Source organism: Bradyrhizobium tunisiense, from assembly GCF_042263385.1.
GTDB lineage: Bacteria > Pseudomonadota > Alphaproteobacteria > Rhizobiales > Xanthobacteraceae > Bradyrhizobium > Bradyrhizobium tunisiense.
In genome coordinates this window covers 823,731-839,950 of the sequence record NZ_JBHLEV010000002.1, presented here as the reverse complement: position 1 = coordinate 839,950, position 16,220 = coordinate 823,731, and the positions used below count along the sequence as shown (strand labels likewise).

Here is a 16,220-nt window from a genome sequence, read left to right as displayed (position 1 = left end):
TTACGCCTCGAAATTGCCGGCGCGGAAATCCATCGCGAAGGCCGGCGATGCCTTCCACTTGATCGATTTCGGCTTGGCCGTGAAGGTCGCGTTCTGGTGCAGCACCGTATAGGCGGGATCCTCGCGCTCGGCGATCTCCAGCATGCGGCGGAACGCCTTCTTGCGCGCGGCGCGGTCGGTCGAGGTTTCCAGGAACTCCGAGAGCTTGTTCAGCTCGACATTGGTCCACTCCCCGATCTGCTGCTGCTGGCCGTTCGGCCCGTGCTGGGCGACCAGCGAGGAGACCGGATCGTTGAAGGCGGCCGAGTTCGACCAGTCGCGCACGGCCCGCGTCGGCCCGCGCTCCATGATCTGCGACCAGTTCTCCTTCGTCTCGATCTGGACGTTGAGGCCGACCGACTTCCACATCTCGACCAGCACCTGCGCGGTCGCGACCTGGTTGGTGTAGTAATTGTTGAGCAGACGATAAGGGATCGGATCACCCTTGTAATTGGCCTGCTTCAACAGATCCTGCGCGAGCTTGGGATCATACGCCGGCACGTTCCAATCGGCGTTGAACATGTCACCGTAGAATTCCCATTGCAGGCCCTTCGGCACGCGGGTGCGGCCGGCCCACAGGCTGTCGACGATCGCCTGGCGGTCGATCGCATGGGTGAAAGCGCGTCGCACAAGCGGATTTGCGAGCACCGCGTGGTTCTTGTCGAACACGGTCAGGCGGTGATTGAGGATGGTGCCGCCCTGCACCTCGAAAGCGGAATTCTTCTCGATGCCGGCGACCTGATCCGGCGGGATGTCGCAGGCGAACTGATACTCGCCCGAGAGCAGCCCGTTGATGCGGCTCGCGACCTCCGGGACTTCCAGAAAGCGGATGCGTTTGAGCGGCGGCCGCCCGCCCCAATATTCGTCGTGAGCTTCCAGCGTCAGCGACACGTCGGGCTTGAGCTCGACCACCTTGTAGGGACCTGTGGTGATCGGCTTGCGCGCCCAGTCGAGATAGCTTGCGGATTCCTCCCAGGCGCGGCGGTTCATGATGTCGGAGCCGTAGCGCATCAGGCGGCCCTCGATCGTGACGTCGGGCGTCGCGTTGTAGAAGCGCACCGTGTACTTGTCGACGGCGTCGACGCGGACGAGGTCGGGCCAGATGCGGCGAGCGACCGCGGGGACATCCGGCGGCAGCTCCTTGCCCGGACGCGGCGTCGGGATCTTCTCGAAGGCCTGGATGGTCGAGCGGCTCTTGGCCTCGGTCTCGCCGAACATGCGCTGGCGGCTGAAGGTGAAGACGACGTCCTCGGCCGTGAGCTCGTCGCCATTGTGGAATTTGACGCCCTGCCGCAGCTTCAGCTCGACGGTCTGGTCGTCGATGCGGCGCCATTCGGTGGCGAGACCCGGCACGGCCTCGAGATTGCCGCGCCAATTCTTGGAGATCAGACCTTCCCAGATCGAGGAGAAGAACACGCGCTCGCCGACATTGGACTGCTCGCGCAGCACGTCGAGCACGTTGGCGTTCGTCACCTTCTGCACGGCGATCGTCACCGACGGGCGGTTGTCGCTCTGCCCGATCGCAAAGCGCGGCAGCAGCAATGTGCCTGCGGCAGCGCCGCCGGATTTCAGGATGGTGCGACGGGTAAATCTGCTCATGATGGGGACCCCTGCCCTTTGTGGTGTCGTTTATTCGGCGAGTCCGAGCGCGGCGAGATGGGCAGCGCCGGCGCGGACGTCGTCGTGGTTGCGGAGTTCGAGGATCAGCCGCGGGTTGGAATTCAGCCGTCCCAGTGCGCGGAACACGGCAACCCACGGGATGTTGCCTTCGCCCGGCGCCCAGTGCCGGTCGGCAAAGCCGTCGGTGTCCTGCAGGTGGACGTGTGTCAGCATGTCACCCGCGGTCTCGACGTAATAATCGACCGGCGGTGCGCCGGTGGAGATGTGGGCATAGTTGGCGTGCCCGGTGTCGAGCGAGACGCGGACCCTGCTGCTTTCGAGCGCCTTGGCGAGGCGCACCCGGTCGCGCGGATCCTTGTCCTCGATATTCTCGATCACGATCTCGCAGCCGATGGTCTCCGCGCGCGCGATCACCTCGGCGAGCGTCGCCTTGACGCGCTCGACGATATTGGCGCGGTTGTCGGGATAGAGATCGAGATTGTTGTGGTCCCAGGTCGTGAACGGCGAATGGATCACCATCTGCGTCGCGCCGAGGAACTCGGCGGCCTCGAGGCCCTGAAGCAGGCGCTTGGTCACCGCCTGGCGGATCATGGGATCGTGGCTGTCGATCTTGAAGCCCCAGAACGGGCCGTGGATGCCGAGCCGGCCTGCATGGCCCGAGAGCATCTGCTTGATCTCGCCGGCCGTGCTGCGCCAATCGCTATCGAGAAGATCCGCGCGGAAGAAATCCTGGATTTCGAGATCGCGCTGCCTTTCGAGAAGCCAATCGCGATGCGCGGGGATCGATTTGATGGACAACGCGGCGCCCAGCACCGGTTTCGACATGGCTTGCTCCTTCGCCGTCGGCAATGACGGGAGCAGCGCTAGACCAGTTCAATGACAGGCCGGTGAAATGGAGATCCGGCGGCGCGGAGGAGATGTGGACATCCTGTCGATCGCGTGCCGCGGATCAAGCAACAGCGACTGGACCACCGATGCCGAACGGGCACATTGCAAGCGGTATCTGTGTCCGTAGTGATCCGGAATGGAATCCTATCGTGATGTCGCGTACATCGCGGGACGTCGATCGGCGGCCACTTCCACGGGCATCACCCTCTGATCGCGCAACATGGGGTTGGGGGACCACATGGGGCGGGGGATTGAAGGCTGGGGCAAGGTGACGAGGTCCGGACTCCTAGGCACTCCGGACCTCGAAACTTTTTGATGGAACGAAGCAACGCGCCGTCCGATCGCTCTTCGGCGAACGTTCTCGAGCGCGGTCAGCAAGGCCGACGGCTCTCTCTCGTCGCCGAACCATCGCCTGCTCACCACGTCCTTCCGCCGAGCACCCTGCTCCTGGCCCCGCGCGGCTGTGCCGCCTTCAGCGCGTCACGCTGCGCGCAGAGCCCTTCGACCTTCGCCTCCATCCGCGACAGCAGCGCTTCGGCCGAGGCCGTTCCGAGACCCGCCCGCTGGAGCTGGAGGATCTCTTTCCTCTGCCTGCCCATCTGGACGCGCATCCGTTCGATCTCCCTCCTGACAGTGTCCAGGTCCGGCATGTTCCGCCTCGCGATTTTGAATACGACGCCAAGAGAACAAAAAAGGAACGAAGAGTCGAGTCCGACGTTGGACGGACAGGAAAAAGGGAGACAGCAATGGCCGACAACACCCGGAAGGACCCGAAAGACTGGGTTTCCGGCGACGATCCGATGACGGGAGCCCAGGAATCCTATCTCAAGACCCTCGCCGAACAGGCACATGTGAGCCCGCCGGAGGACGAGCTGACCAAGGCCGAGGCCTCCGAGCTGATCGACAAGATGCGGCAAAAGGCCGGGCTGGAGGACGGACCCGCATGATTGCGGCACCCGGCCGCCATGTGTATGCAAACGAAATTGGGAATCGAAAATGCCTTATTTCGTTTGCGCCCGCGACGGAGCGGGCCAGATCATCTTGAAGCGCGACACCAGGGAAGCGGCCGAGAAGAAGGCCGCCGAGCTCCGCGACCTCGGCTATTTCGAAGTCGAGGTCATCGCGAAGGGTGAAGAGAAGGCGGCGTGAGGGATCATGCTTCCCTCAGCACCTTGATGACGCTGAGAATGACGAAAGCACCCAGACCGTAGGTCAGCGCATTCACGACCCAGGAAATGGCGATGCCGAGGAAGGTGGATCCTCCGACCGCTCCCCGGAAAAAATACGCTGCGGTGATGCCCGGCCACTCCAACCAAAGAAACGCGAAGTCGGTCAGCGGCTCCAGGACGAGGAGCACCGTCGAGACGAGCGCCCCGACGGCCAACGCGATGACGAGGTGTGTCCTCAGCCAGGGCATCAAAGACCCAGCAGGTCAGCGATAACAGGAATGAGGAAGAAAGCGCCGATCCCGAGCAGCCCGCCCACGACAAAGCGTGCCGCGCGGCCGTGAACCTTTGTATCGAGCCACGCACACGTGGCGACCACAACCTGCCTCAGCCAGTTTCCCACGAGGGTTCTGACGAGATCGAACAGGAGTTCTGCAACGAGTGCGGCCATGCCGTTTGGTCGGCGCGACCTCTGGCGGGGTTCAAGTGCGGAGGCAATGACGAGAGCGGTTGAAAGCCTGCGCCGCTGGACTGCACCTCCCGAATACCACAAGATAGTTTCAGTGTCGGTGAGCAGATCGGCCGGCAGCCAGCGTGAGTTAAGTGCCTCAAAACGATTCAGAAGGCGCAGGGAGGAACGATGCAGCGAAAAAGAAACGTGGCGCTTGATGATGCGATGGCTGGCCTGGGTCTCATAGCGGCCATCACGGTCATTGCGATCTCGCCGGCAAGCGCCGACGATTCGGCCAACATACCACCTGCGCACAAATGCGCTGACCTGACCGGCTGGAAGATGCCGGGAACGACGGCAACGATCACCAAGGCCGAACTGGTGCCGGAGGCGCCGCCGGGGACCGTGCAGCCGTCGCCGCCGGCGCCGGCCACCGTATCGGTGGCGCTGCCGCCGAACTGCCGCGCGGACGGCGTGATCGATCAGCGCGTGGGCGTCGAGGGCAAGTCCTACGCGATCGGCTTTGCCGTTGCCCTGCCCGATCGCTGGAACGGCCGGTTCTTGTTTCAGGGCGGTGGCGGTTTGAACGGCTCGATCCGGCCGCCGCTGGGTTACCACGCGGCCGGCGAGGTGCCGGCGCTGGCGCGCGGCTTTGCCGTGGTCTCGACCGATAGCGGTCATCAAGGCGCGGTATTCGATGCCTCGTTCCTGAAGGACCAGGAAGCCGCGCTCAACTTCGCCCATGCATCCGTCGGCAAGGTGACGACGGCCGCCAAGGCGATCGTCGCGCATTACTATGGCCGGCCCGCAAAGCGGTCCTACTTCACGGGCTGCTCAACCGGGGGCCGCGAAGGCATGCTGGCGTCGGCGCGCTATCCCGATCAATTCGACGGCATCGTCGCCGGCGCGCCTGCGATGCGCACCGGCAACTCCAATATCGGTCTCGCCTGGGCCAACGCTGCCTTCAGCCAGATCGCGCCGAAAGATCCGTCCGGCAAGCCGGAGCCCGCCAAGACGTTTTCCGCGGCCGAGCGAAAGCTGATCACCAACGCGATCCTCGATGCCTGCGACGCCAAGGACGGCGTCAAGGATGGCCTGATCTTCGACGGCAAGGCCTGTCAATTCGATCCCGCGGTCCTCACTTGCAAGGGCGACAAGACGGATGACAAGACGGATTCCTGCCTGGCGCCGCCGCAGGCCGATGCCTTGAAGAAGGCTTTTGCCGGACCGAAGAATTCACGCGGCACGCAGGTCTACCCGCCGTTCCCGTGGGACAGCGGCGTGGCAGCCGAAGGCGTTGCCATTCCCGGCATCCTGACAACAGGTGCCCGCAGTCCGGTCGGACCGCCTGTCTGGGAAAACATCAACGTCGATCAACTCGAAGACCGGGTCAATGCGAGCGGGATGGATCGCCTCACCAACACCGCCTACTGGACCAACCTGTCGAGCTACTTCGGCCATGGCGGCAAGCTGCTGTTCTACCACGGTGTGAGCGATCCCTGGTTCTCGGCGTTCGACACCGTGAATTACTACGAGCGCATGGCGGCGGATTCCGGCGGCATGGAATTGGTGCGGGAGAAATCGAGCCGGACTTTCCTGGTGCCCGGCATGGGTCACTGTTCGAGCGGCGCCACGCTCGATCGTTTCGATCTCCTCACCGCGGTCGTGAACTGGGTGGAAGACGGCAAGGCGCCCGATGCGGTGGTCGCGACGGGACCAGCCTTTCCCGGCCGCACTCGGCCGCTTTGCGCCTATCCGCAACATGCGCGGTACAAGGGGCAAGGCAATCCGGAGAGTGCGGAGAGTTTTGAGTGCAAGTAGCGGAGATCGGCAGCTCGTAGGATGGGTAGAGCGAAGCGAAACCCATCGGCCTTGTTGCGTGACGAAGCATGATGGGTTTCGCAAGTGCTCTACCCATCCTACGCCTTCGGCGACGACCTTCGGGCGCCACTCGCCCTGACTTTTGACAAGCGATCAGGCAAGATAACTTAAATGAAAACCGCACTTGTCTTCGGCGCCACCGGCTTCATCGGCTCGCATTTGCTGCGCGACCTCTTGGACAGTCCCGACTATTCGCGGGTTGTGGCGGTGGCCCGCAAGCCGCTGGCGGTGAGCCATCCGAAGCTCACGGTGCTGATCGGCGATCTCGCTTCCCTGCCCGCACTCAAGCCGCAATTGGTTGCGAACGAGATCTTCATCGCGCTGGGGACAACGCGCAAGCACACCCCTGACGAGGCCGAGTACTACAAGATCGATCACGATTATCCGGTGGTGGCGGCCGAGATCGCCAGGGCGAATGGCGCGCGGTCGGTGTTTCTGGTCACGGCCGTCGGCGCCAACGCCGCTTCCAACGTGTTCTATCTCAGGACCAAGGGCGAGGTGGAGCGGGACATTCTCTCGCTCGATTTCGAGCACACGCATATTTTCCGCCCGTCGATGATCCTCGGCGCACGCGACGAAAACCGCCCGCGCGAACGCCTCATCATCGCGATATGGGGCCTGCTCAATCCGCTGCTCGTCGGCCCGGCCGACCGCTATCGCGGGCTCACCGGCAACGACATCGCGCACGCCATCGCCAAAGCCGCGCGGCATCAAACCGAGAAGGTGAGAATCTATCATTGGAAAGAGATGGCGGCACTGCTTCGAGCGTGATGCGGTGCGAGCCGACCCGGCACCCTCACGCACATTTGCCTCGGCCCCCTGCCCCTGCTCTGCGTTTCCTGCTATCTCTCCCTCCGCCGGCCCCGCCGACCCAAAAACCCTCCACCCCCCAGGGAGCAACAACCATGCGATACCTCCACACCATGCTGCGCGTGCGCAATCTCGATGTCGCGCTGAAATTCTATCAGGATGCGCTGGGCTTGAAGGAGGTGCGGCGGATCGAGAACGACAAGGGGCGGTTCACACTCGTCTTCCTGTGCTCGTCGGACGATCTCGAGGCGCTGAAGAAGCAGCCGTCGAGCCGCGGTGCGCCGCTGGTCGAGCTCACCTGGAATTGGGACGAAGAGACATACGGCGAGGATCGCTTCTTCGGCCATCTCGCCTATGAGGTCGACGACATCTACGCCACCTGCGAGAAGCTGATGAAGGCGGGCGTCACCATCAACCGTCCGCCGCGCGACGGCAACATGGCCTTCGTGCGCTCGCCGGACCTGCACTCGATCGAGCTGCTGCAGAAGGGCGATCCGAAGCCGCCGCAGGAGCCGTGGGCCTCGATGCCGAATACCGGTCATTGGTGAGGCGCCGGATGGAACAAGCTCTCTTGCCCAACGTTCTCCTTTCACGAAAACGATTGGAGGAGGATGCGATGGCGAGAGGCCTTTTGCTGTGGATGGTCGGCGTGCCGATCCCGGTGATCATTCTGTTGTGGCTGTTCTTCGGCCGCTGAGCGTCAGGTTCGAATTTGCAAATGAAAGCTCCGCCGTCGGCGGAGCTTTTTGCATGAGAGCGCCGCAACCGCCGCATCGCTCGATCCAGGAATTTCCGCTATCACCCGCGTCAAGCGACAATGCGGGAGACGCCTCATGCCTGACACCAAGCTGACGATCTGGGGCCGCGCCAATTCGGTCAACGTGCAGAAGGTGCTGTGGTGCCTGACCGAGCTCGCTTTGCCCTATGAGCGCATCGACGCCGGCATGAGTTACGGCAAAACGCGCGAGGCCGAGTATCTGGCGATGAACCCCAACGCGCGGATCCCGACGCTGGTCGAGGGGGACTTCGTGTTGTGGGAATCCAATTCGATCCTGCGCTATCTCTGCCTCGCCCATGGGCGCGGCACGCCGATCTATCCGGAAGCGCCGAAGCAGCGCGCCAGCGTCGATCGCTGGCTCGACTGGACGCTGTCGACCGTTCAACCGGTCGACCGCCCGGTGTTCTGGGGCATCGTGCGCACGGCGCCCGCCGAGCGCGACATGATCCAGGTGCAGCGCGATGCCGACGCCGCCGCCGAGGTCTGGGCGATCGCCGACCGCCTGCTCTCCTCGCGCCGCTTCGTCGAGGGCGAGCAGTTCACGCTCGCCGACATCACGCTCGGCTCCTATGCGCGGCGCTGGCTCGGCGTCGAGGGCATCTCCCGGCCAGCGCAGCCGCATCTGACGCGCTGGCTCGCCGAGCTCGGCAAGCGGCCCGGATTTGCGCAATTCGTCGCGCCGCCGATGTCCTGAGCCGGTGGCGCGGCGTAAGCTGCGGTGAGAGCGCGACGAATCCGCGCTTCAGCGCAAGCCACGGGCGTCAGCTCAGCACTTGACGGCTACTGTGCATGGGGTTGTTTTCGCGTTTTTGCTTTGGGCTCAGCGCCAGCCGCGCTCGACCAGCAGCACGCAGACGATCAGCACCAGCGTCACCGCCGCGGTCGCCAGCCGCGCCGTCCAGCTCAGGCCGCGGCCGACCCACCACAGCAGCGCGCAGTACATCAGGACGGGAACGATGAGGTCGAGCCGCAGCAGATCCGCCGGCATGGCCTTCAGCGCCTCCCGGTGGTGTCGACGCTAATCGAGCCGCCGATCTGCACGCAGGTCCCGGTGCCCTCGACCATGACGAAGCGCGGACCGTAAGTCGCGCAGGAGCCCGCGCGCGCCTTCCCGGGCGCGCCCTTCAGCGGAACCGTCGTGCCCGCCTGAGGCCGCTCGGCAGGCGGCAGACGCAGGGGCTCCGCGACGGCGGACGTGGTCAGCAGCGAGATCAGGATGAGGAGCGGCGTGCGCATGGCGGCGTTCTAGCCCGGGCCGGCGCTGCGCGCCATCGGGGCGGCCGCGCGCCGCGATCAGATGAACTTGATGCCGGCCGATTTGCCGCGGCGCCACACCACCTGACAGCTCCGCCCCGTGCGCGCATCGCGGGCGAAGGCGAGCCGGATCACGCCCGGGAGCTGGCTGGCGTCTTCATCCAGCGTGATCTTGGCACCCGAATCCGAGATGTCCTGGACCAGGCAGTGCCGCGCGGCGAAGCCGCCGTCGAGCGTGATCCAGGCGTGCCGCGACAGCAGCTTGCGGGCTGCGCGCTTCTTCGGAGGTGGCATTGGAAAATCTCCCCCTCCAGCGCTACGCAGGGAACCCTAAGAAACCGTTGAAATCGCCTCCCGATCCTCCCCGGCCCCGGCGCTATCCACCGGGGCCAAAAGACCGGTCCGAACGGCTTGCCGGGAGCCGGAAAGGCCACTATACGTTCGCCCGCTGCAAGCCGCCGGGCCCTGTTCGGCCGGCCAGTGGCCATGCCGGGAACAACGGCGGGGCCCTGCGTTTGCTCCCTTCGTCTATCGGTTAGGACGCCACCCTTTCACGGTGGAGAGAGCGGTTCGATTCCGCTAGGGAGCGCCAAAAAGGTCCATCACTTAGCTGCGCCTTTCTCCGCCGCGTCCAACGCATGGCCAATATCTCCTGTGCGCACACATGCGGACTTGAGGCGATCTGCCGCGAGCTAGCCGCGGCGTCGACCGACCCGGTCGCGCGCCGCGCTGCTCGAGCTGGCGGAGAACTACGGGCAGAGCTCACGAAGCTGAGTCTTCCACATCCACGACCCGCAGTAGCTCGCGCTGGTCCCGGACCGCTAGGAATCGATAATTTGACTCTCGCTGGCGCAGCGCTTCGATGGCGCCATGACCAAGGCGGAGAACAGAGCAGCTGCTAGGGCGTGGCAAGCAGAGCGCCAGCGCCAAATGAACGAGGCCATTCAAGCAGAGCGCGTCAGGACCGATCTGGCGGAACTCGATCGGCTTCGCACCTATCTCATCAAGAGCAGGACCGCGGGCTACGCGCGGCCTCTGATTGACGCAATCGACGATTATGTCGAGGCCATCACCGGAGATCGCACGAAGCTGCACGCCCAGAACCACAAATGCGGATGAGGCCCGCCAGCCTGAATCGGCGGGCTGATAACAAAGCGGGGCCCTGTGTGCCTAGGAGCCCGGGTCCATAACCTCGGCAATTCGTGCGGCGAACCGCTCGGCTACGGTTCGACTTTAGAAGACGTGAGCACGTCCGCTTTGCCGAAAGTCAATGTCGTCCTCCATGAGGGTAGATGCGTGAGGCCGACCCTACGGACAGGGCTCCGCGATACTGTCCTATAGAGCAATTCAAAGTTGCCTTGGGTCCTGTCAAAACGAGCTGTGGACGGGCCGTGGATATTCGCGGCTTTGTGCTCGGGGTAGAGGGCCCGCCAGCTAGCCAGCCCTCGGCGGCGCCTTCCCTCGCGCTGACGGTTCCGTTTTCGGAACTGACGAAATGATTCGCATTGCCAGTTTTTCCCGATTAGACTTCGGTTACCGGGGCTGGCTTCATATTTCACCTAGATCTTTCCACCCGGATTTTTTGACTCCCGCGGGCCGCAGCGAATGAACCTCCGCTGCGGCCTTCGTGTGTCCGTGCACCCTGCAGAGTGAACCGGCAGCAGACCACCCTTAAATTTACCAGGTGTGCAAAAACCCGCCGGCCTGGGGAGCCGACGGGTTCTTAATGCCCATGCGTTCTCGCGGTACTCATCACCAATCCGCGAGAGAGCAACGCTACTAGCGCGGGGTTGACGCCGGGTTAGTTGGCCAGCCGCTTTTCGGCGCGCCAACCTAAGCCGCTGGAGCGCCATAGGGTTCGGATCAGTCGCATCAAAGGATGATCGCTAGGGAGCGCCAATGCATATGGCGATGCTCGACTCCCGATGAAGCGCCACGACAGCTGGGCCGCAATCTCTTTACTGGCGGCATGAACCTCCCCGCCTCTCGCCGCCGACCAATGTCACGTTGGAACAGGTCGAGACCCATGGAGCAGCGTCACCCCGAGATTGAAGGTTCGTCCGGCGCATCGGCAACGGCGCCGGGCCTCCCACCGTGGCTGGGCCAACCCCGCCGGTATCCATCGGACCGGCGCGCCAAGATGCTGGAGCACATGGCGCGCGCCAGATCGCTTCCGCAACGGCAGGCGGATTCTGCGCCGGCTGTGCCTGTGCCGCAGGGCAGAAGCACCCAGGACATTCTCGGCGATGTCGTCGGCTACGCCATCCTGTTCGGTATCCTCGCCCTACTCTTCCAGTCGCGCATTCCGCTCTATCTCGGCGCGTTCATCGTCCTGACCGACGGGGAGCGCATTGAAGGGGCGCTGGCAAGGATCGGTATCCGCCTCGAGCCCGAAACGATCGGCCCAGACATCGTCAAACGCTCCGCATTCTGGTTCGGATGGTTCGCCTTGCTCGCCGCCTTGAAAGGCTCCGTCCCCGACTGGCTCGCACAGTGGATGCCGCCGGCGGAGTCATGGTCCGTCCTCGCCGGCATGGCTCTTCTGCTCGCCATCGTCGAAGCGCTGACGGCGCGCACGCTGCGCACATTGCCGGCGTTGGGATTGCGGATCAGCCTGAACGGCCGGACGTGGACGACGATCCAGTTCATCATGGCCGCCAGCGCGCTGGCCTTGCTGGTGCTGCTGTTCGGATCTCCATAGGCGGCGCGCCACGCCGTGGCTTCACTGCGCTTCAATGACGACGTTGTGAGATTGCCTGCAGCATAATGGGTCCTTATGCCGCGCTTTCCGCTGCGCCACGGAGAAGCGCGTTTACCGGGAATTTACCCCTGCTCTTGGGCGACGGTATCATTTGCTTAGAATTTGCCCGCTACCGTGGAATTACGGAAACGATCCCAAACCACGATTGGCGCGCATGTCCGTCACAGAGTTCCTCCGGCAACGAGCAGTGGACGTCACCGTGGCCGGCAGCTACTCGCTGCCGCGCTGGTACGATTGCGAGGGCAAGTTGCGCACCTTCGCGTGCCGGACCAAGCGCGTCTCGCCGTTCCGGATGATCGTGGACGTGCCGGTGGTCGGCAAAATCGGCGAGCGCGTGACCTCCTACTTCCAGGATTTCGGCGAATTCCAGTGCACCATCAGCGCGACGCTGAAGTCAGGCTTCCTGATGGAGCTCGACATGACGCGGGCGCGGCGCGCCTGGATGTCGGAGAAGCTGACCTGGCTGGAGAAAAAGCAGAGGGATGAAAGCGTCCAGGAGCTGCGGCGCGACGCGCGTTTCGTTCCCCAGGTCTCGCACACCTTCCTGACCCTCGCCGACGGCAGCACCCATTCCTGCTTCATCATCGATGTCTCCACGGCCGGCGTCGCAATATCCTGCGAGTACGACCCACCGATGGGAACCGCGCTTGCGGTCGGCGCCTGTGTGGGGCGGGTCATCCGCAAATTCGATAACGGCTTCGCGGTGAAATTCGCCGAGAAACAGTCGCGGGATGACCTGGTCCGCCTCGTCGTGCGCTCGCCCCTGCAGCAGTCGGCCTGAGCCGGATCGGTCCATTTCAACTCTTAACCAAATACTGCAGATGGAGCCCCTCGCGCGACAGGATGTGACCCAGCACGGCCGCAATCCGCCGGGCCGCCTCGCCTCCCCATCGCTGCCCTATCGTAGCCCCATTGCAGGATCAGCCTTTGTCCGTCCGAGCCTCACGCCGGACGTCATTTGCGGACTTGCGATCGGGGGACCGGATGGCAGTCAACAAGGTCACGGTTGATAAGATTACCTGGGACAGGGTCGGCCGGGTCACCGAGCCCGGACGTTACATATACACCTTCGGCTGGCTCACCATCACCGCCGGCGATCTGGAGATCTGGAAGCTCTATCCCCAGGCCGCGTTCACGCTGCTGGCGCAGCCAGGCGGGCCGGACGCATCCCCCGGCGAGGAATTCCATCTCGGCGCCTTCGACATCGCCCCCGGCGCGCCGCCGCCTTTCACCACCCACTGAGTCCCGGCTTCGAACTCGCACCGCACTATGTGGGCAGTGAATCGAAGAAGCCTGTCCATTTCCTTGTTCTGGCTTACCAATTGCGCTCCGGCATCGATCACGCGCGCGTTGCCATCGACGACGAACAGGTGCTGCCATGCAATTGATTGCGCTCATGTTCTACACCTCCGCGGGCGACGGCACATGAACGAAAGCTGTCGCGCTCGTTAAGCGAGCCGACAGCGGGCACATGACACATGGTCGCATCGGAGAATGTAGATAAGCGGACCAAGGGAACCTATTTTCGGCGCCGATGTACCTGATTGAAGCGTTGCCCACCGTCATCGGAACTGCCGCCATCGCCCCGGCGCTGCTGATACTGTGGCTCGTCATCGCCGCTGAAGAGCGCCCGGGCCCGCCCGCCCAGGTCTGGACCGCGTTCCTGTTAGGGGCCGCCAGCATCTCGCTGCTGGGCCTTGCCCGCGCCCCCTTCGCCAAGATGGTCGCAGCCCCCGACGACCCCTGGGCAGCGCTCGCCATGCATTCGGTCTTCGGCGTCGCGCTGCCCGAGGAAGCCGTCAAGGTGATCGCCATTGTGCTGGTGTCCTCGACCAAGCGGCGGACTTTTGCCAATCCGATGGACACCGTGGTCTATGGCGCTGCGGTCGGCCTCGGCTTCGCGGCTTACGAGAACCTGGCCTATCTGGTTCAGCACGCCGAGATGTGGCGCTCGCTGGCCGCGTTGCGCAGCGTGCTGACGGTGCCGTTTCACGGCGCACTCGGCATCATCGCGGGCGCCTACCTGACCATCGCGCGCGCCGGCACCGCGCTGGGCGCGAACCGCCACCATCGCGACTGGGCCCGCCTCTCCAGCCGCCTCTTGATCTTCGCAGGCCCGGTTGCGCTGCATTCGGCGTTCGATTTCCCGCTGCTGACCCTCCAGCGCATGCCGGATCTGGACCCGACCCTCCGGATGTGGCTGGGCGCAACGAGCCTGTTGATCGGCTTCAGCTCGATTGCCTTCGCCATCCGCCTGGTCCGGCGCGTCGCCCGCCACCACGCGCCGCGGACGGACGTCGCCCGCGAGCGGCTCAGCCAGCTTCGCCGGATGTGGGCGCTGCTGCTTGCCGGCGGCGGCGTCGGCTTTCTCGGGCTCGCCTTCGTGCTGACCTCGATTCATCACTGGCTCATCAACCCCGAACGCAATCTGACGCTGGCCCTGATCCCGATCGGCTTCGTCTCGATCCTGCTCGGCCTTGCGCTTCTGATTGTCACAACGGCAATCTACATTCTCAGCCGCAACCGCATCCGCACCAGCGCGGAAGGTTTTTCCTCGGCCCCCGGCGGCAGTTGATCCATCGCATGGCAAACGCGTGATGGGCCGACTAGATGATGGGACGCACTCCTCTCGTCCCGGAGCTAGACGATGACATCGCCCGAAGATCTTTCACGGCTGCAATCCGCGATGAGCCAGACGGCCAATTGGAAGGCCTTCCTGTTCGAAGGCATCCTGCTCGTCGTTCTCGGCGTCGCGGCTCTGATCCTGCCGCCGCTCGCGAGCCTTGCGACCGCGATCTTCCTCGGCTGGATGTTCCTGATCAGCGGCATCGGCGGGCTGATCGTCACCTATTGGGCGCGCAGCACGCCGGGCTTCTGGTGGTCGCTGATCTCGGCTGCGCTCGCCGTGCTCACCGGCCTGTTGCTGCTGGCCCGGCCGATACAGGCCGTGCTGACCCTGACGATCGTGCTCGGCGCCTACTTCCTCGCCGAGGGCGTCGCCACCATCATGTACGCGCTGGAGCACCGCCGCGACGCGAGCAGTCGCTGGTCGTGGCTCCTGATCTCGGGCCTCATCGACATCGCGATCTCGTTCTTGGTGATCACGGGACTGCCGAGCTCGGCGGAATGGGCCATCGGCGTTCTCGTCGGTATCAATTTGCTGTTCGGCGGCGCCAGCCTGATCGGCATGGCGCTCGCGGCGCGCAACAGCAACACCTGAGGCGCCTCGTCGCCTGCCGCGCCGATTTGGGGGTGACAAGGCGCCAATGGAGCGCTATATGTCCTGCCATGATCACCGTCGCCACCAGCTATTTTTGGTACTTTAGCTACGACAGCTCGCTGGCGGCAGGAGGATCGCGCTCAATCTGAAACATTGCAGCAAACGTCCGAACAAGCCGCCAGACCTGGCGGCTTTTTTATTGCCGGCAGGTTCGAAACAAACAGGAGCCCGCCGTGCTGAGCACGACCGACGATCTGCGCATCCGCGAACTGAAAGAACTGAGCACCCCGGACGAGGTGATGCGGGAGGTCCCGCGCACGCTCACCGCCACCCGTGTGGTGATGGCCGCGCGCAACGCCATCCATGCCATCCTGAGCAGCCAGGACGACCGCCTTCTGGTCGTCGTCGGCCCCTGCTCCGTGCATGATCCCAGGGCCGCGCTCGATTACGCAGAGCGCCTCGCAAAGCTGCGCGAGGATCTCGCCGATCAGCTCGAGATCGTGATGCGGGTCTATTTCGAGAAGCCGCGCACCACGGTGGGCTGGAAGGGCCTGATCAACGATCCCGATCTCGACGGCAGCTTCGACATCAACAAGGGCCTGCGGCTGGCGCGCAACGTGCTGTCGGCCGTGAACAATCTCGGCCTGCCCGCCGGCACGGAATTCCTGGACATGACGACGCCGCAATACATCGCCGACCTCGTGTCCTGGGCTGCGATCGGCGCCCGCACGACCGAGAGCCAGATCCACCGCGAGCTGGCTTCCGGGTTGTCGTGCCCGGTCGGCTTCAAGAACGGCACCGACGGCAATGTTCGCATTGCCGCCGATGCTGTGAAATCAGCCTCGCACCCGCATCATTTCATGGCCGTCACGAAACTCGGCCGCTCGGCGATCGCCTCGACCGCCGGCAACGAAGATTGCCACATCATTCTGCGTGGCGGCAGCAAGCCGAACTATGACGCGGCAAGCATTGCGGCGGCCTGCAACGAGCTGACGAAATCCGGCGTCGCGCCGCTGGTGATGGTGGATGCGAGCCATGCCAATTCGAGCAAGAAGCCGGAGAACCAGCCGCTGGTGATGGCGGACATCGCCGGCCAGATCTCAGGCGGCGAAAACCGCATCATGGGCGTGATGATCGAGAGCAATCTCGTTGCCGGACGCCAGGACGTGGTGCCGGGCAAACCGCTCACCTACGGCCAGAGCATCACCGACGGCTGCATCGATTGGCCGGCCACGGCGACCGTGCTCGAGCAGCTCGCCGACGCGGTCGAGGTCCGCCGCAACTCGAGCCGTGCCGGATTGCACGAGCGCTCGGCATAGCCCGTCACAAAATCGCGGTCGTCTCCTTCACCT

At 64.1% G+C, this 16,220-nt stretch carries 22 protein-coding genes, 1 tRNA gene and 1 pseudogene; 16 read left to right on the top strand and 8 right to left on the bottom strand.

Translation table 11 applies throughout. From position 1 onward, the window contains the following. The 3 genes from ACFDR6_RS11380 to ACFDR6_RS11370 all read right to left on the bottom strand — a co-directional run bounded on the left by ACFDR6_RS11380 (position 1) and on the right by ACFDR6_RS11370 (position 3,197). A complete protein-coding gene (locus ACFDR6_RS11380) occupies positions 1–1,638 on the bottom strand; it encodes an ABC transporter substrate-binding protein (protein WP_375858296.1) in 1,638 nt (545 codons plus the stop codon). A 30-nt stretch (positions 1,639–1,668) separates the two neighbouring features. After that, positions 1,669–2,484: a sugar phosphate isomerase/epimerase family protein gene (locus ACFDR6_RS11375; RefSeq protein WP_375858295.1), complete on the bottom strand. Its 816-nt coding sequence runs from the start codon at positions 2,482–2,484 to the stop codon at positions 1,669–1,671. Between the two features lie 479 nt (positions 2,485–2,963). Continuing rightward, positions 2,964–3,197, bottom strand: a complete 234-nt coding sequence (locus ACFDR6_RS11370) for a hypothetical protein (protein WP_212085418.1) — start codon at positions 3,195–3,197, stop codon at positions 2,964–2,966. Between the two features lie 96 nt (positions 3,198–3,293). Here ACFDR6_RS11370 and ACFDR6_RS11365 point away from each other — a divergent pair, with 96 nt between their 5' ends. Further along, positions 3,294–3,494 (top strand): DUF3072 domain-containing protein, encoded by a 201-nt coding sequence (locus ACFDR6_RS11365; protein WP_375858294.1) that lies wholly within the window; start codon positions 3,294–3,296, stop codon positions 3,492–3,494. A 49-nt stretch (positions 3,495–3,543) separates the two neighbouring features. Continuing rightward, positions 3,544–3,696 carry a hypothetical protein gene (locus tag ACFDR6_RS11360; RefSeq protein ID WP_212085421.1) on the top strand — a complete coding sequence of 51 codons (153 nt, stop codon included), beginning with the start codon at positions 3,544–3,546 and terminating at the stop codon, positions 3,694–3,696. 4 nt (positions 3,697–3,700) lie between these two features. On the opposite strand, the gene ACFDR6_RS11355 is transcribed toward ACFDR6_RS11360, so the two are convergent. Both ACFDR6_RS11355 and ACFDR6_RS11350 read right to left on the bottom strand, forming a co-directional pair. Continuing rightward, complete coding sequence (locus ACFDR6_RS11355) at positions 3,701–3,964, bottom strand: hypothetical protein (protein WP_375858293.1); 264 nt, start codon at positions 3,962–3,964, stop codon at positions 3,701–3,703. Beyond that, on the bottom strand, positions 3,964–4,164 hold the full coding sequence (locus ACFDR6_RS11350) for a hypothetical protein (RefSeq protein WP_375858292.1): 201 nt from the start codon (positions 4,162–4,164) through the stop codon (positions 3,964–3,966). Before ACFDR6_RS11350 ends, ACFDR6_RS11355 begins: the two co-directional genes overlap by 1 nt. Before the next feature lie 189 nt (positions 4,165–4,353). Here ACFDR6_RS11350 and ACFDR6_RS11345 point away from each other — a divergent pair. The 6 genes and pseudogenes from ACFDR6_RS11345 to ACFDR6_RS11325 all read left to right on the top strand — a co-directional run. Further along, positions 4,354–5,439: pseudogene (locus ACFDR6_RS11345) on the top strand (tannase/feruloyl esterase family alpha/beta hydrolase); the annotation flags it as partial. 6 nt (positions 5,440–5,445) lie between these two features. Further along, entirely contained in the window at positions 5,446–5,985 is a 540-nt protein-coding gene (locus ACFDR6_RS36395; protein WP_494516626.1) for a tannase/feruloyl esterase family alpha/beta hydrolase, read from the top strand. A gap of 171 nt (positions 5,986–6,156) precedes the next feature. Continuing rightward, entirely contained in the window at positions 6,157–6,816 is a 660-nt protein-coding gene (locus tag ACFDR6_RS11340) for an oxidoreductase (RefSeq protein WP_375858290.1), read from the top strand. A gap of 134 nt (positions 6,817–6,950) precedes the next feature. After that, on the top strand, positions 6,951–7,403 hold the full coding sequence (locus ACFDR6_RS11335; protein WP_375858289.1) for a VOC family protein: 453 nt from the start codon (positions 6,951–6,953) through the stop codon (positions 7,401–7,403). 23 nt (positions 7,404–7,426) lie between these two features. Continuing rightward, entirely contained in the window at positions 7,427–7,552 is a 126-nt protein-coding gene (locus tag ACFDR6_RS11330; RefSeq protein WP_375858288.1) for a hypothetical protein, read from the top strand. A 136-nt stretch (positions 7,553–7,688) separates the two neighbouring features. Next, complete coding sequence (locus ACFDR6_RS11325; protein WP_375858287.1) at positions 7,689–8,327, top strand: glutathione S-transferase family protein; 639 nt, start codon at positions 7,689–7,691, stop codon at positions 8,325–8,327. 126 nt (positions 8,328–8,453) lie between these two features. Here ACFDR6_RS11325 and ACFDR6_RS11320 read toward each other — a convergent pair whose 3' ends face one another. From ACFDR6_RS11320 to ACFDR6_RS11310, 3 genes are read right to left on the bottom strand one after another with little or no spacing between them, the layout of a single operon-like run. Further along, positions 8,454–8,621 (bottom strand): hypothetical protein, encoded by a 168-nt coding sequence (locus ACFDR6_RS11320; protein ID WP_097662679.1) that lies wholly within the window; start codon positions 8,619–8,621, stop codon positions 8,454–8,456. 5 nt (positions 8,622–8,626) lie between these two features. After that, a complete protein-coding gene (locus tag ACFDR6_RS11315; RefSeq protein ID WP_375858286.1) occupies positions 8,627–8,869 on the bottom strand; it encodes a hypothetical protein in 243 nt (80 codons plus the stop codon). Between the two features lie 57 nt (positions 8,870–8,926). Further along, entirely contained in the window at positions 8,927–9,181 is a 255-nt protein-coding gene (locus ACFDR6_RS11310; RefSeq protein WP_212085434.1) for a PilZ domain-containing protein, read from the bottom strand. Positions 9,182–9,404: 223 nt separating this feature from the next. On the opposite strand from ACFDR6_RS11310, the gene ACFDR6_RS11305 reads away from it, so the two are divergent. From ACFDR6_RS11305 to ACFDR6_RS11270, 8 genes are all read left to right on the top strand, one after another. Then, a tRNA-Glu gene (locus ACFDR6_RS11305) sits at positions 9,405–9,479 on the top strand. Between the two features lie 278 nt (positions 9,480–9,757). Beyond that, positions 9,758–10,006, top strand: a complete 249-nt coding sequence (locus ACFDR6_RS11300; protein ID WP_212085442.1) for a hypothetical protein — start codon at positions 9,758–9,760, stop codon at positions 10,004–10,006. 1,021 nt (positions 10,007–11,027) lie between these two features. Then, positions 11,028–11,588, top strand: a complete 561-nt coding sequence (locus tag ACFDR6_RS11295; protein WP_375858285.1) for a hypothetical protein — start codon at positions 11,028–11,030, stop codon at positions 11,586–11,588. Positions 11,589–11,802: 214 nt separating this feature from the next. Next, positions 11,803–12,429 (top strand): PilZ domain-containing protein, encoded by a 627-nt coding sequence (locus ACFDR6_RS11290; protein ID WP_375858284.1) that lies wholly within the window; start codon positions 11,803–11,805, stop codon positions 12,427–12,429. A gap of 203 nt (positions 12,430–12,632) precedes the next feature. Further along, the gene (locus ACFDR6_RS11285; protein WP_212085448.1) at positions 12,633–12,890 is read left to right on the top strand and encodes a hypothetical protein; all 258 of its coding nucleotides are present in this window, start codon (positions 12,633–12,635) and stop codon (positions 12,888–12,890) included. Positions 12,891–13,182: 292 nt separating this feature from the next. Then, positions 13,183–14,223 carry a PrsW family intramembrane metalloprotease gene (locus ACFDR6_RS11280; protein WP_212085450.1) on the top strand — a complete coding sequence of 347 codons (1,041 nt, stop codon included), beginning with the start codon at positions 13,183–13,185 and terminating at the stop codon, positions 14,221–14,223. 72 nt (positions 14,224–14,295) lie between these two features. Further along, positions 14,296–14,868, top strand: a complete 573-nt coding sequence (locus ACFDR6_RS11275; RefSeq protein ID WP_375858283.1) for an HdeD family acid-resistance protein — start codon at positions 14,296–14,298, stop codon at positions 14,866–14,868. 233 nt (positions 14,869–15,101) lie between these two features. Beyond that, the gene (locus tag ACFDR6_RS11270) at positions 15,102–16,187 is read left to right on the top strand and encodes a 3-deoxy-7-phosphoheptulonate synthase (RefSeq protein ID WP_375858282.1); all 1,086 of its coding nucleotides are present in this window, start codon (positions 15,102–15,104) and stop codon (positions 16,185–16,187) included. The last annotated feature ends 33 nt before the right edge of the window (positions 16,188–16,220 follow it).